The organism is Curtobacterium sp. 179-B 9B NHS (genome assembly GCF_045370965.1).
GTDB lineage: Bacteria > Actinomycetota > Actinomycetes > Actinomycetales > Microbacteriaceae > Curtobacterium.
This window is the reverse complement of record NZ_JBIQDQ010000019.1, coordinates 18,436-31,214: the sequence shown is the minus strand read 5'-3', so window position 1 is coordinate 31,214 and position 12,779 is coordinate 18,436. Positions and strand designations below refer to the sequence as shown.

The window sequence follows — 12,779 nt, the reverse complement described above, 5'->3', positions numbered from 1 at the left end:
GTCCGAGCCCGACCACCTGGCTGGGCCGGGTCTCATCCGAGCACGGAGAGCTGGTCGAGCCGCTCGAGGATCACGCCCTCGCGCAGCGCCCACGGGCAGATCTCGAGCGCCGGCAGGTCGAAGATGTCCAGGCAGGCCTCGGCGACGAGCGCTCCCGGGACGACCTGGTGCGCCCGGCTCGGCGAGACGCCCGGCAGCTCGGCCAGCTGGTCGAGCGACATCGTCAGGAGTGACGGCAGCCGCTCGCGGAGCACCGTACCGTCGAGGGACCGCGGCACGAGCGGTCCCGCGGCCGAGGGCGCGGCGCCGCAGATCCGGGCGATCGACCGGAAGGTCTTCGAGGTCGCCACCGCCCGGTCGGGCCGCCCGGCGCGCAGCAGCAGTCCGGCGTCGCGGGCGATCGCGACGCGGATCTCGTGGCGGATGCGGCGGACGTCGTCCTCCGAGGGCGTGCCCGCGGCGAAGTACCGGCGCGCGAGTCGGGCTGCTCCGATCGGCATCGACCACGCGACGTCGGGGGCCTCGTCGGCACCACCGGCGATCTCCAGGGAGCCACCGCCGATGTCGAACACCGCGAGGCGTCCGGCGGACCACCCGAACCAGCGTCGGACGGCCAGGAAGGTCAGCCGCGCCTCGTCCTCGCCGGACAGCACCGCGAGCTCGACGCCGGTCTCCCGCTCGACGTGCGCGAGCACCTCGTCGGAGTTCACGGCGTCGCGGACGGCCGAGGTCGCGAAGCCGAGCATGTCCTCGCAGCCGCGCTCCTCGGCGACGCGGACGGCGTCGGCGACGAAGGTCGTCAGCGCGTCGACCCCGACCGCGGTCACCGCACCCGACTCGTCGAGGTGCTCGGCGAGCCGGAGGGCCTGCTTGAACGACGACGCCGGCAGCGGCGCGGCCCCGCCGTGGGCGTCCACCACGAGCAGGTGGCCGGTGTTGGACCCGATGTCGAGGACTCCGACGCGCATGCACCAACGCTAGCGGCCGATGTCCCCCGTAGGACGCAACCCCGGCGACACCTCGCAACGGTACAGCGCTGCGAGCAGCCGCCAGGGTTGCGTTTCGCGGAACGGGACGGGACGGGCGGACGGGAGGCCCGGGCTACGGCCGCAGGAACGACTCCAGGTCCGACGTGGTCGGGTAGGAGGCCTGCGCACCCGGCTTCGTCGCGGCGTACGCGCCGACGCCGACGGCGAAGCGCGCGGCCTCGAGCAGGGAGTCCCCGGCGTCGAGTCGGAGCGCCACCGCCCCCATGAACGCGTCGCCGCAGCCCGTGGTGTCGACGGGCTCGACCAGCACGGCGTCGACGTCGACCGGCGCGGCATCCCCGTCGTGCACCGTGCAGCCCGCGCCGCCCCGGGTCACGATCGAGCGTGCGACGCCGTGGTCCCCGAGCTCGGCGGCCTCGTGCTCGTTCACGAGCAGCACGTCGGTCAGGTCGAGGAGCTCCTGCGGCACGGCGCCGAACGGCGACAGGTTCGTGAGCACCGTCGCTCCGGCGGCCCGACCGGCCCGCGCGGCGGCGAGCACGACGTCGATCGAGACCTCGAGGCAGAGACCGAGCACCCCGGCGCCGTCGAGGGCGTCGGCGGGTACGTCGTCCGGGGTCAGCGTGGCGTTCGCGCCGCCCGAGATCACGATGGTGTTCTCCCCCGCGGCGTCGACCGTGATGACGGCCGTCCCGGTGGCGACGCCCTGCCGGACCGCCACGTGCGTGGTGTCCACGCCGGCCGATGCGACGGACTCGCGCAGCAGTGTGCCGTTCCCGTCGTCGCCGACCGCACCGATCATGCGGACGGTGCCCCCGAGCCTCCCGGCTGCCACCGCCTGGTTGGCGGACTTGCCACCGGGCAGGATCGCGAGGTCGGACCCCTGCAGGGTCTCCCCGGGCTTCGGGAAACGCTCGGTGCGGACCACCAGGTCCGCGTTGAGGCTGCCCACGACGACGATGCCGCTCATGCGGTGGCTCCTGTCTCGGCCGAGGCCGGGCGCGGGATGAGGAAGGACGTGGCGAGTGCCGCGCAGGTGATCGCGGCACCGAGGAGCATGCCACCGGAGTAGCCGGCGGTGCCCGCTGACCCGCCGGTGCCGAGTGCGATCTGCAGCGCCGGGAGGACCGCGAAGCTGATGCCCGCACCGAGGTTGAACGCGCCCGCGTTGAGGCCCGGCAGGAAGCCGGGGTTCGAGTCCGGCGAGAGCACGATGCCGAGCCCGTTCAGCACGATGTTCGCGATGCCCGCGTAGGTGATGCCGATGAGCACGGTGGCGGCGACGAGCACGGGCAGCGAGTGGACGCCGACGAACGCCATGACGAGCGTCGCGACGATGCTGCCGACGAGGCCGACGCGGAGCACGGCGCGGTAGCCGAGTGTCGGTGCGAGGCGGCCGGAGAACGGTCCGACGACCCAGCCCACCAGCGCGTACGGCACGAGGAACGCGAGCGATGCGACGTCCGCCTCCATGCCGAAGCCGACCTCGTCGTTCTGGGCCAGGCTCGTGACCAGCCCGTTCACGACGGCGAAGACCCCCGTCATGGTGAGCAGCGTCGTCACGAGGAGCGCCCAGGTCCCGCGACGCCGCAGGTACCGGGTCTCGACGAGCGGCTCGCGGACCCGCGACTCGACCGCCCAGAAGACCGCGAACGCGACCAGGGCGACGACGATCCCGCCGACGACGAGCGCCCGGTCGGCCTGGGCGAGCTTGCCGGCCTCGTTGAACGCCGTGAGCAGTGCGCCGACGCTGACGACGAGCGGGAGCACGCCCCACCAGTCCATCCGGGTGCCGGCGGACGGCTTCGACTCGACGCCCCACACCGCCACCATGAGCGCGGCGAGGACCGTGACGACCGCGATCACCCAGAAGATGCCGCGGAAGCCGAAGTGGGTGGCGATCCAGCCGCCGGCCAGCGCGTCGACACCGGCGATGCCACCGTTCACGGCGGTGAGCAGGCCGAGGGCTGCGCCGTAGCGCTTGGGGTCGGCGATCTCGTTGCGCAGGATGAGCAGGCCGATCGGGACGACCGGCCCGGTGACGCCCTGGATCATGCGGCCGGCGAAGAGCATCGGCACGTTCACGGCGAGGGCGGCGACCACGCTGCCGACGAGCATCACGAGGAGCATGCCGAGCAGGACCCGCTTGCGGCCGACGATGTCGGACAGCCGGGGCAGGAACAGTGAGAACAGGGCGGCGATCGTGAAGAACAGCGTCTGCGAGAGCCCGATGGTCGCGTCGTCGGTGCGGAGTTCGTCCGCCATCGTCGCGAGCGCCGGGCTGAGCATGCTCGCGTTGAGCTGGAACGCGACGCACGCGGCGAGCAGGGCGGCGGTGAGGGCGCCGATCGACTTCTTCGTCGAGGTGGTGGTCACGGTGCTCAGGCCTCCGGGGTGACGGTGGTGTCGGCGGACTCGACGGCCCGGGCTGCGGCGCGCGGGGACCACCCGGTGTCGGGCGTCTCGCCGATCCGCTCGAGGGCGTCGACCACCAGGTCCCAGAAGCGCCCGTGGTCGAGCTCCATCGCCGCGGACGTGCGGCAGTCCTCGGGCGCGGGACCGCGGAGGTCGGCGACGGTCATGCCGAGCGTGTGGGTGCCCGTCGTCTCGATCGCGATCGGCATCCGCACCGCGCGGACGATCGTCGGGTCGATGACGTACGCGACGGCGCAGGGGTCGTGCACGGGCGGGGCGTCGAACCCCTGGGCGTCCTCGTAGGCCTTGCCGAAGAACTCGAGCAGCTCGCCGACGAACGCTGCGGGCCCGGTGCCGACGGCGGCGATGCGCGCGGCCGCCTCGGGGGTGGCGAGTGCCTGGTGGGTCAGGTCGAGCCCGACCATGACGACGTCCCACCCGGCGCGGAACACGATGTCCGCTGCCTCGGGGTCGATGACGATGTTGAACTCGGCGACCGGGCTCCAGTTGCCCACGTGCACGCCGCCGCCCATCAGGACGACCTGCTTGACGCGCTCGACGATGCGCGGTTCCTTGCGGACGGCGAGGGCGATGTTCGTCAGGCCCGCGGTCGGCACGATCGTCACGGTGCCGGGCTCGTGCGCCATCACGGTGTCGATGATGAGGTCGACCGCGTGCCGCTCGTCCAGGCCGAACGACGGCTCGGGGAGCATCGGCCCGTCCAGGCCGCTCTCGCCGTGGATCTCCGGGGCGACCTCGATCTCGCGCAGCAGCGGCCGGTCGGCGCCCGCAGCGAACGGCACGCCCGTGATGCCGGCGATGCGCGCCACGGCGAGGGCGTTGCGGGTGACCTTCGGCAGGGTCTGGTTGCCGACGACGGTGGTGACGGCGAGGAGCTCGATCGTCGGGTTGCCGTGTGCCAGCAGGATGGCGACGGCGTCGTCGTGGCCGGGGTCGCAGTCGAGGATGATCTTCTGCGTCGTTGCATCGGGCACCTTGGGCGCTCCACTTCGTCGGGGATCGGCGTCGGCGGGCCGCTCGCAGCCCGTCGTGTCCGGCAGCGCCGGACGGAGGTATGTGCTCGACGCGGTGGGGTCCGCACTGTGGAGGAACCAACTCCAGCGCGGCGCGTCAAGCGTTTGACATTCGAACACGTCAAACGCTTGACGTCAACTCCGAGCGATCCTCGTCCGACCGCGTGCCCTCGGCGGTCGGTAGGCTCGTCGGGTGCCCTCCCCCGCCACTCACGGCCGTCGCGTGACCGCGGCGATGGTGGCCGAACGCGCGGGGACGAGCATCGCGACGGTCTCCCTGGTCGTCAACGGCAAGGAGCGCGGGCGGGTGTCCCCGCCGATCGCGGAGCGGGTGCGCGACGCGGTGGAGGCCCTCGGGTACGTCGTCGACCACGCGGCGAGCACCCTCGCCCGCGGCACCGGCGACCTGGTCGTGCTCATCGCGCCCGACCTGTCGAACCCGTTCTTCGCCGAGGTGATCCGCGGCGTGCGCGACACCCTGGGCGACCGGTACCAGCTCGTGCTCTCGGTCACCGAGCGCGGCGCACAGCCCACCGCCGCCGACCTCCGGCGCTTCGAGCGGCTGCGGCCGGCGGGGATCCTGGTCGACGCCCCGGCAGCCGGCGAGTCGATGGACGCGAGCGTGCCCGTCGTGCTGCTCGACGCCCCCGACGCCGCCGAGGGCACCACCGCCGTCGACTACGACCTCGCTCCGGGCATCGACGCGCTCGTCGCCCACCTGCGGGACCGCGGACACGACCACGTGGCGTACCTCGACGGCACCGCCCGGGTCGCCACGTTCGGCATCCGCCACCGGATGTTCGACGAGGCCTGCGCCGCCGCCGGGATCACGGTCTCGGAGACCGGTGCCCGCGCGGACCTGACGGTGGACGCCGCCGCACTGGCGACCGAGCACGTGGTCGAGGCGTGGCACGAGGACGGCGTCACCGCGGTCGTGGCGGCGGCGGACACCCTGGCGTACGGCGTGCTCCGGGTGGCGGGCGCGATGGGGCTCCGGGTCCCCGAGGACCTGGCGGTCGCGGGCTTCGACGACCTGCCCTCGTCGTCGGTCACGGCGCCGGCCCTGACGAGCGTCGCCCTGCCGGGAGCCGAGCTCGGCCGCACCGCCGCCCTGCGCCTGCTCGCGACGATCGACGGCACCGCGGTGGAGCCCGTCGACCTGCCGGCCCGCCTGGTCCCCCGCGCCAGCACCGGCGCCTGACGGCGCCTCCGCACGATCCACCGGACGGGAGGCGCGGGACCGGCCGGCACCGCGCCTCCCGTCCGACACGGCGCACGTCCGGCGACGCGGCCCTGTTCCGGCGACACGGCCCCGTGCCGGCGGCGAGACGCGGTGTCGGACCGCGAGACGCCGGCGTCTGCCAGGGACGCACCGGAACACGCGAGACGCCCCCGGTTCCGGAGGCGTCTCGCACGCGCGGGGGCGTCTCAGACCGACGCCGGCGTCTCGGCGCGGGGAGCGCCAGCGGCAGGCGGAGGTGTCCCGCCCCGACGCCGGCGTCTCGGCGCACGGAACCCCTGTCACGGACGAGGCGTCTCGCACCGACGCCGGCGTCTCGGCGCGGGGAGCGCTCGCGTCAGGCGGAGGTGTCCCGCCCCGACACCGGCGTCTCGCCGCGCTCCGACGCCCGGCCGGGCGACGGGGCCGCGGCCGACCCGGCCGTCCCGGCCCGCTGCGCACGCTCGAGCTCGTCCGCCTCGGCGCCGCCGACCGCCTCGCCACGGGCGACCATGCCGGCCGTGTCCGACAGGCGGATCTGCGGCAGGAACAGTGCGAGCAGGAACGCGACCGCGATGAACGGCAGCAGGTACCAGAACACGGGCGCGAGCGAGTCGGCGTACGCGTTGACGATGCCGTCCTGCACCGCCTCGGGCAGCTTCGCGACGGTGGCCGGGTCGATGCTGCCCGCCGAGGACGCCGCGTCGGTGGCGGACCCGCCGGCCGAGGTGAAGACGTCGGTCAGCGCGCTCGTCAGCCGTGCCGTGAACAGCGCGCCGAAGACGGCGGTGCCCAGTGATGCGCCGACCTCGCGGAAGTAGTTGTTCGTCGACGTCGCGGTCCCCACCTGCTCCGCGGGCACGGCGTTCTGCGCGACGAGGACGACCACCTGCATGATGAGCCCGAGCCCCGCGCCGAACACGAACAGGTAGGCGCAGATGAGCCAGATCGGGGTGTCCGCGGCGAGCTGCGTCATGGCGAGCATGGCCAGCGCGACGAGCACCGTGCCGACGATCGGGAACGCCCGGTAGCGGCCGGTCTTGGTGATGAGGTTGCCGGACGCGATCGAGGTACCGATGAGGCCGACCATCATCGGCAGCATGAGCAGGCCGGACACCGCGGCCGAGGTGCCCGACGCCATCTGCAGGAACGTCGGGACGAACCCGATCGCGGCGAACATGCCGATGCCGAGCACGAGGCCGATGCCCGTCGCGAGCAGGAACGTGCGGTTGCGGAAGAAGGACATCGGCAGCACCGGGTCCTCGACGCGCGACTCGACGAGCACGAGCAGCGCGGCCGAGACGACGAGTCCGGCGAACCAGGCCCACGTCTCGGGGGCGTCCCAGCCGTGGTCCCTGCTGCCGCCGAACTCGGAGAAGAACACGAGGCAGGTGGTCGCGGCGGACATGAGCACGACGCCGAGCACGTCGATCCGCTTCTCGGCCTTCTTCGTCGGCAGGGTCAGCGCGAACCAGGCGACGAAGAACGCCGCGATGCCGACCGGGATGTTGATGTAGAACGCCCAGTTCCAGGTGAGGTGGTCGACGAAGAACCCGCCGAGCAGCGGGCCGCCGATCGCCGACAGGCCGAAGATCGCGCCGAGCGGGCCGAGGTACTTGCCGCGCTCCGAGGCGGGGACGATGTCGGCGATGATCGCCTGCGACAGGATCATCAGGCCACCGCCGCCCAGGCCCTGCATCGCGCGGAAGACGACGAGCTGCGTGAAGTCGCCCGCGAAGGCGCAGCCGGCGGACGCGATCGTGAACAGGGCGATCGCGACGAGGAACAGGTTGCGACGCCCGAGGACGTCGCCGAACTTGCCGTAGATCGGCATCACGATGGTCGATGCGAGCAGGTAGCCGGTGGTGAGCCAGGCCTGGTGCGCGACGCCGCCGAGTTCACCCACGATGGTGGGCATCGCCGTCGACACGATCGTCTGGTCGAGGCTCGACAGGAGCATGCCGGCGATGAGGGCGGAGAAGATGATCCAGATGCGCCGCTGCGTCAGCAGCAGCGGTCCGTCGGATCCGGGTCGGGCACGCTTCGTGCCCTGCGCGGTGGCGCTCATGCGGTGTGGTCCTGTCCGGTGGTGGTGATGGCCGCCCTGAGCTGGCGGAGGTTGTCGGTGAGCAGCGCGTCGAACGACGGCCCGGTCGACTCGTCGAAGGCGTCGTCGAAGTAGGTGCCGGCGGTGACCTTGAGCAGGCCCGCGGCCGCCTCGGCGACGAGCTGGGCCCGTCGATCGTCCGGGTCGGTCCACCCGAAGCGCTCCCGCACGGCCTGTCCGACCGCGGCGAGCTGGACGTCCGCGGCCGCCAGGAACTTCGCGACCATCAGTGGCTCGGCGTCGAACACCCGACGGACCAGTGCCTCGTCGGCGCGGTCGAGCCCGACGACGTGCATCTGCTCGATCGCGAGCGCGACGATCGACCCGAGCGGGTCGAGGTCCGTCGGCACGAGCGAGCCGTCGGCGTACGCCGCGAGCAGTTCCGACATCGCGCCCTGCTCGATGCCGAGCACGGCGTCGTCCTTCGACGCGAAGTGGTTGAAGAACGTCCGCCGTGAGACGCCGACCGTCTCGCAGAGCTGCTCGATGGTGAAGCCGTGCAGACCGTGCTCGATCGTGGCCCGGCGTGCCTCGACGACCATGCGTCGGCGCAGCGTGCGGGTGCGTTCGGTGGGGCTCACCGAGCAAGAATTGCACTCTGATGCTGAGAGTGCAACAGGAGGACGGGTTACAGCGCCTTCGCGAAGCAGAACGACCAGGGCATGGTCGCGGCGTACGGCTCGTAGACGTCGATCTGCTGCCACCCCGTCTTGCGGTACAGCGCGACGGCCTCGGGCTGCTTGTCGCCGGTCTGCAGGATCACGCGGGACACGCCCTGCTCGCGTGCGACCTGCTCGCCCTCGGTGAGCAGCGCGGTGGCGGCGCCCTTGCCGCGGGCGGCGGCGAGGACGATCAGGCGCTTCAGCTCGACCTCGTCGCCGAGGTGCCGGACGGCGATGTGCCCGAGGGCGGAACCGTCCTCGTCGATCGCGAGCAACGAGGTGATCACGGTCGCCGGGTCGACGGCCAGCACACGGTTCCGCTCGGCAGTGACGGCCGGGTCCTCGTCCGCGTGCCCGTCACCGTAGCGCTCGTGCATCTCGTCGTCCATGGTGGCGCGGAGGGCAACTCCACGAGGGTCGTCCCAGGCAACGCGCTCGATCGTGATCACGATCGTCCATCCTCGCACGCACCGGGGCGGGACTCAGGCCAGCGCGGCGATCGGCCCCTCGCCCGCCCGGAACGCGGCGAGCACGGCGGCTGCGTCGTCGTACACGGCCGCGGCTCCCGCTCCACGGAGTTCGTCGCCGCCGATCCCGCCGGTCATGACACCGACGCAGGGCAGCCCGACCTTCCCCGACGACTCGACGTCCCACATGGCGTCACCGACCATCACCGCGCGATCCGCAGCGACGCCGACCTTGTCGAGCGCGACCTGGATGATCCCGGGGTCCGGCTTCGCCTGCTCGACGTCCTCCGAGCTCGTCTCGGCCGTCACCCACGCGGACGCGTCGAGCAGCTCGCGCAGCACCGACAGCTCCGACTCGGGCGCACTCGTCGCCAGCACGACCGCGTGGCCGGCGTCGGCGACCGCCTCGAGCAGTTCCCGCGCCCCGGGCAGCAGCCGCAGCTGCGGCATGTGCTCCGAGTAGTAGGCGGTGTGGAACTGCTTCGCGGTGTCACGGACCTCGTCGGAGGCGTCGGGCAGCAGCTCCTCGAGCAGGCGCCCGGAGTCCATGCCGATCGCGCGGTGGATCCGCCACGCGTCGACGGACTCGCCGGCGGCGCGGAACGCTCGCCACCATGCGTCGACGTGCGCGTAGTTCGAGTCGGCGAGGGTGCCGTCGATGTCGAAGAGGACGGCGGTCGAGGGAGCATCAGGCATCCACCCAGCCTGCTCCCACGACCACCGGTTCGACCCAGGGTCGCGCGATCAGACCTCGATCGACGAACCGACGGGCAGGATCGACGCCGGGACGCCACCGAGGCCCTCGGTGCCGAACATCCGGACGTTCATCTCCTGACCACCCTCGCTGAGGAGCAGCTCGTGGATCTGCACCACGTGCTCCGGTGCGACCGCGCGGACGTAGTCGACACCTTCGCCGGTCTTCGCCCACGGCCCGCTCGTCGGGACGAGCAGGGTCCGGACCGGGACGTCCGGCACGAGGTAGGCGTCGCCCGGGTGGAAGACGGCGTCGTTCACCAGGTAGCCCACGTTCGCGATGGTGGGGATGTCGCGGTGGATGACCGCGTGCTCCTCCCCGAAGACCCGGGCACGGAAGGGCCCGACCTCGACCGTGTCGCCCGCGGCGACCGCGCGGACGCGGCCGTCGTGGTCGCCGAGCTGCTCGACGACCGACGCCGGACCGTGGACGACGACGTCGGCGCTGCGCTCCAGACCCGCACGGATCGCGTCGACGGCGAAGTGGTCGGCGTGCTCGTGGGTGACGAGGACGACCGTGGCCCGGGCGACGAGGTCGGCGGACTCGGGCGTGAACGAGCCCGGGTCGATGACGAGCGAGGCGCCGTCCTGCTCGAGGACGACGGTGGCGTGGTTGTACTTCGTCAGCTGCATGTCGTCAACTGTACAACACTGTTGTACAAATGGGACCGGTTGTCGGAGGGACCCTCAGCCAGCCCGGCGCGCCAGACGCTCGAGGATGTCGGGCAACCGGGCGAGGAGCGCGCGCTCGTCGTCGTCGAGCTCCGCACGCACGGCCGTCGCGAGCCAGTCCGCGCGCCCGTCCATGTCCCGCTGCAGCGCGGCGCGGCCGGCATCGGTGATGCGGATCACCGACGCCCGTCGGTCCGTCTCGGACACGGTCCGCTCGACGTACTCCTGGCTCGTCAGCTCCGCAACGGTCCGGGACTGCCCCTGGTGCTTCACGCCGCGTCGCCGGGCGAGCTCCGCGATCGTCATCGGCCCCTCGCGTCCGAGGAACCCCAGCGTCGTCGAGTGCGCCGGCGGCAGGCTGTCGCCCTCGCGCCGGGCCGCCCGCACGACGCGGCCGATCGACTGGCGCAACTCGGCGGCGAGTTCGTCGATCGGGTCCATGGGCCCCGACGCTACCGCGGAACGGACGGGAGGCCCGTGGCGGCGTCGCCACGGGCCTCCCGTCCGTCACGGGGTGACGTCAGCTGCTGCGCACGTCGTCCGCAGCACCCTTCGCGTGCTCCTGGACGTCGGACGCGGCGCCCTGCGCCTCGTCCTTGACGGTCTGCGCGGCATCCTGCGCGGTCCCCTTGAGGTCCTGCGCGTGCTCCTTCGCCACGTCGCCCAGCTGCGAACTGACGTCCTTCGCCTGGGACTTGACGTCCTCGACGAGGGGCGCCGCCTTGTCCTTGAGCTCACCGGCGAGCTGCTCCTCCTTGTCGGACGTCGGGATGAGCGACGAGGCGAGCCACCCGGCGCCGAACGCGATGAGCCCGACCGCGAGCGGGTTGCCCTTGGCCTTCTCGACACCCTTGTGCGCAACGTCCTTCGCCTGGTCGGCCGTCCCGGACGCCGACCCCGAGACGCTCGAGCCGGCGGAGTGCGCCGAGCCCATCACCGAGTCGCGGACGCCCTGGAAACGGTTCTTCACCCGGTCGGTCTGGCGGTGCGCGATCGACGACGGGTTGACCTTGTCGGCCAGGGCGTCGACGTCGGACCCGAGGGCACCGCGGGTGCGCTCGATGTCGGCACGGATCTCTTCTGGGGTGCTCATGGCTTCCTCCCGGTGTTCGGCTTCAGTGCTTCGGGGACTTCCTTGACGGTCTCGACCGTCTGCGGGGCGCCCTGGATCTCCTTGATCTCCTTGCGCCCCCGGACGGCGAGGATCGCGGCGACGATCGCGTAGACCACGGCGATCACGACGGCGGACCACGCGTTGCCGATGAGGTACCCGAGACCCCACCACGCGGCGATCGACAGGAACAACAGGGCGAACAGGGCGGTGAGCCCGGCGCCGCCGAACATGCCGCCGGCCTTGCCCGCCTTCTTGGCGGACTCGGTGAGCTCCGCCTTGGCGAGGGCGACCTCCTGGCGGAACAGCGACGACAGGTCCTTGGACACGTCGGTCAGCAGTTCACCCAGGGGCGTCGTGGCGGCGCGTTCCTCGGGCGTCGGCTCACCGAGCGGGGTCGCGCCCGGGACCGTGTGGCTCATACGCCGCTCCCCGTGCCGGTCGAGGTCTCGCCGGCCTCCTTCTCGTGCTTGACCTCGGTGGCGAGGGCCTTCGTCAGGCGTCCGGCGAGGATGCCGGCGCCCGCGGCGAGCGCGATGAACGTGCCGGGACGCTTCGCGGCGAAGGACTTCACCTCGTCGAGGAGCGAGCCGGGGTCGCGGTTCTCGAGGTACCCGGCTGCGGAGCCCGCGCGGTTCGACAGGTCGCGGACGACCTTCGCGGCGATGCCCTGCTCGTCGTCCTTGTCGGCCATGCGGCCGAGCTGCTCGCCGAGGCTGCGGAGCCCTCCGGCGGCGCGCTCCTGCTGCCCGGCCGCCTGCTCCTTGAGCGTGTCGGAGGCCTGGGAGTAGAGCTGCTTGGCGTGGTCGGTCGCCTCGGAGGCGACGTTCGACGCCTGCTCCTTCGCGGTGCCGGCCACGTCCGCGGCCTTGTCCTTCGCGTCACCGGCGACGTCCTGCGCGGCACCCTTGGCTGCGTCGGCCTTGCCGCCGTCGCTGCTGCTGCCGCCGCCGGCGCCGGCACCGGTGCTCGTGGCGGTGGCCCCGCCGACGGGCGGGACGGAGCCGGTGGAGGTGCCGGTGCCCGTGCTCGTCGTCGTGGAGTCGTGCAGCGGTGCCGACGCGCCGGCGGCGGACGGCGTCGCCGGGAGCTGCTCGTCGGCGGGCAGCGCGTCGAGCGGCTCGACGTCGTCGAAGCCGTCGGGCCGGAGGACGTCGTCGAAGTCGCGGTCGGTGTCGCGCGGCGCGGGGACGCCGGTGCCGAAGGAGGGCACCGTCACGCCCGGGTGCACCTCGTGTCCCTCGGCAGCCGCGGTGCGGTCGTGGATGGGCGTCCCGGAGTCGTTCCCGGGTGGGTTCGTGGTCATGGTCGGCCTTCCGGTTCGGTCGCGGCGGGTACGGCACCCGTCGC

Annotated in this window: 14 protein-coding genes; 1 reads left to right on the top strand and 13 read right to left on the bottom strand. The window is 72.7% G+C overall.

Annotated elements, in window-relative coordinates; all coding sequences use genetic code 11:
* Positions 1-32 precede the first annotated feature (32 nt).
* From ACH0A8_RS14100 to ACH0A8_RS14085, 4 genes are all read right to left on the bottom strand, one after another.
* Positions 33-968, bottom strand: a complete 936-nt coding sequence (locus ACH0A8_RS14100) for a Ppx/GppA phosphatase family protein (RefSeq protein ID WP_066651676.1) — start codon at positions 966-968, stop codon at positions 33-35.
* Positions 969-1,101: 133 nt separating this feature from the next.
* A complete protein-coding gene (locus ACH0A8_RS14095) occupies positions 1,102-1,959 on the bottom strand; it encodes a ribokinase (protein ID WP_406907403.1) in 858 nt (285 codons plus the stop codon).
* On the bottom strand, positions 1,956-3,374 hold the full coding sequence (locus ACH0A8_RS14090; RefSeq protein WP_066657634.1) for an MFS transporter: 1,419 nt from the start codon (positions 3,372-3,374) through the stop codon (positions 1,956-1,958). The genes ACH0A8_RS14095 and ACH0A8_RS14090 overlap by 4 nt, the downstream gene beginning before the upstream one ends.
* Entirely contained in the window at positions 3,371-4,399 is a 1,029-nt protein-coding gene (locus ACH0A8_RS14085) for a nucleoside hydrolase (protein ID WP_406907402.1), read from the bottom strand. Before ACH0A8_RS14085 ends, ACH0A8_RS14090 begins: the two co-directional genes overlap by 4 nt.
* A 232-nt stretch (positions 4,400-4,631) precedes the next feature.
* Between ACH0A8_RS14085 and ACH0A8_RS14080 the strand changes: the two genes are divergently transcribed.
* Entirely contained in the window at positions 4,632-5,639 is a 1,008-nt protein-coding gene (locus ACH0A8_RS14080) for a LacI family DNA-binding transcriptional regulator (protein ID WP_271826987.1), read from the top strand.
* Positions 5,640-6,015: 376 nt separating this feature from the next.
* Here the strand turns inward: ACH0A8_RS14080 and ACH0A8_RS14075 are convergent, their stop codons facing one another.
* The 9 genes from ACH0A8_RS14075 to ACH0A8_RS14035 form a co-directional block, all read right to left on the bottom strand.
* Positions 6,016-7,725 carry an MDR family MFS transporter gene (locus ACH0A8_RS14075; RefSeq protein WP_406907401.1) on the bottom strand — a complete coding sequence of 570 codons (1,710 nt, stop codon included), beginning with the start codon at positions 7,723-7,725 and terminating at the stop codon, positions 6,016-6,018.
* Positions 7,722-8,345 (bottom strand): TetR/AcrR family transcriptional regulator, encoded by a 624-nt coding sequence (locus ACH0A8_RS14070; RefSeq protein WP_235426427.1) that lies wholly within the window; start codon positions 8,343-8,345, stop codon positions 7,722-7,724. Before ACH0A8_RS14070 ends, ACH0A8_RS14075 begins: the two co-directional genes overlap by 4 nt.
* Before the next feature lie 47 nt (positions 8,346-8,392).
* Complete coding sequence (locus ACH0A8_RS14065; RefSeq protein ID WP_235426426.1) at positions 8,393-8,875, bottom strand: GNAT family N-acetyltransferase; 483 nt, start codon at positions 8,873-8,875, stop codon at positions 8,393-8,395.
* A 33-nt stretch (positions 8,876-8,908) separates the two neighbouring features.
* Positions 8,909-9,589: an HAD family hydrolase gene (locus tag ACH0A8_RS14060; RefSeq protein WP_066651668.1), complete on the bottom strand. Its 681-nt coding sequence runs from the start codon at positions 9,587-9,589 to the stop codon at positions 8,909-8,911.
* A gap of 48 nt (positions 9,590-9,637) precedes the next feature.
* Complete coding sequence (locus ACH0A8_RS14055) at positions 9,638-10,279, bottom strand: MBL fold metallo-hydrolase (protein WP_400428410.1); 642 nt, start codon at positions 10,277-10,279, stop codon at positions 9,638-9,640.
* A gap of 54 nt (positions 10,280-10,333) precedes the next feature.
* The gene (locus tag ACH0A8_RS14050) at positions 10,334-10,759 is read right to left on the bottom strand and encodes a MarR family winged helix-turn-helix transcriptional regulator (protein ID WP_066651665.1); all 426 of its coding nucleotides are present in this window, start codon (positions 10,757-10,759) and stop codon (positions 10,334-10,336) included.
* Between the two features lie 79 nt (positions 10,760-10,838).
* Positions 10,839-11,411, bottom strand: coding sequence for a DUF3618 domain-containing protein (locus ACH0A8_RS14045; RefSeq protein WP_066651663.1), 573 nt, complete (start codon positions 11,409-11,411; stop codon positions 10,839-10,841).
* Positions 11,408-11,851 carry a phage holin family protein gene (locus tag ACH0A8_RS14040; protein WP_066651661.1) on the bottom strand — a complete coding sequence of 148 codons (444 nt, stop codon included), beginning with the start codon at positions 11,849-11,851 and terminating at the stop codon, positions 11,408-11,410. Before ACH0A8_RS14040 ends, ACH0A8_RS14045 begins: the two co-directional genes overlap by 4 nt.
* The gene (locus tag ACH0A8_RS14035; RefSeq protein WP_251159973.1) at positions 11,848-12,735 is read right to left on the bottom strand and encodes a hypothetical protein; all 888 of its coding nucleotides are present in this window, start codon (positions 12,733-12,735) and stop codon (positions 11,848-11,850) included. The genes ACH0A8_RS14040 and ACH0A8_RS14035 overlap by 4 nt, the downstream gene beginning before the upstream one ends.
* Positions 12,736-12,779: the final 44 nt, after the last annotated feature.

Coding starts and splice junctions, on each gene's coding strand:
- ACH0A8_RS14100 (WP_066651676.1), bottom strand. CDS start 968: ATGCGCGTCGGAGTCCTCGACATCGGGTCCAACACCGGCCACCTGCTC.
- ACH0A8_RS14095 (WP_406907403.1), bottom strand. CDS start 1,959: ATGAGCGGCATCGTCGTCGTGGGCAGCCTCAACGCGGACCTGGTGGTC.
- ACH0A8_RS14075 (WP_406907401.1), bottom strand. CDS start 7,725: ATGAGCGCCACCGCGCAGGGCACGAAGCGTGCCCGACCCGGATCCGAC.
- ACH0A8_RS14060 (WP_066651668.1), bottom strand. CDS start 9,589: ATGCCTGATGCTCCCTCGACCGCCGTCCTCTTCGACATCGACGGCACC.
- ACH0A8_RS14055 (WP_400428410.1), bottom strand. CDS start 10,279: ATGCAGCTGACGAAGTACAACCACGCCACCGTCGTCCTCGAGCAGGAC.
- ACH0A8_RS14050 (WP_066651665.1), bottom strand. CDS start 10,759: ATGGACCCGATCGACGAACTCGCCGCCGAGTTGCGCCAGTCGATCGGC.
- ACH0A8_RS14045 (WP_066651663.1), bottom strand. CDS start 11,411: ATGAGCACCCCAGAAGAGATCCGTGCCGACATCGAGCGCACCCGCGGT.
- ACH0A8_RS14040 (WP_066651661.1), bottom strand. CDS start 11,851: ATGAGCCACACGGTCCCGGGCGCGACCCCGCTCGGTGAGCCGACGCCC.
- ACH0A8_RS14035 (WP_251159973.1), bottom strand. CDS start 12,735: ATGACCACGAACCCACCCGGGAACGACTCCGGGACGCCCATCCACGAC.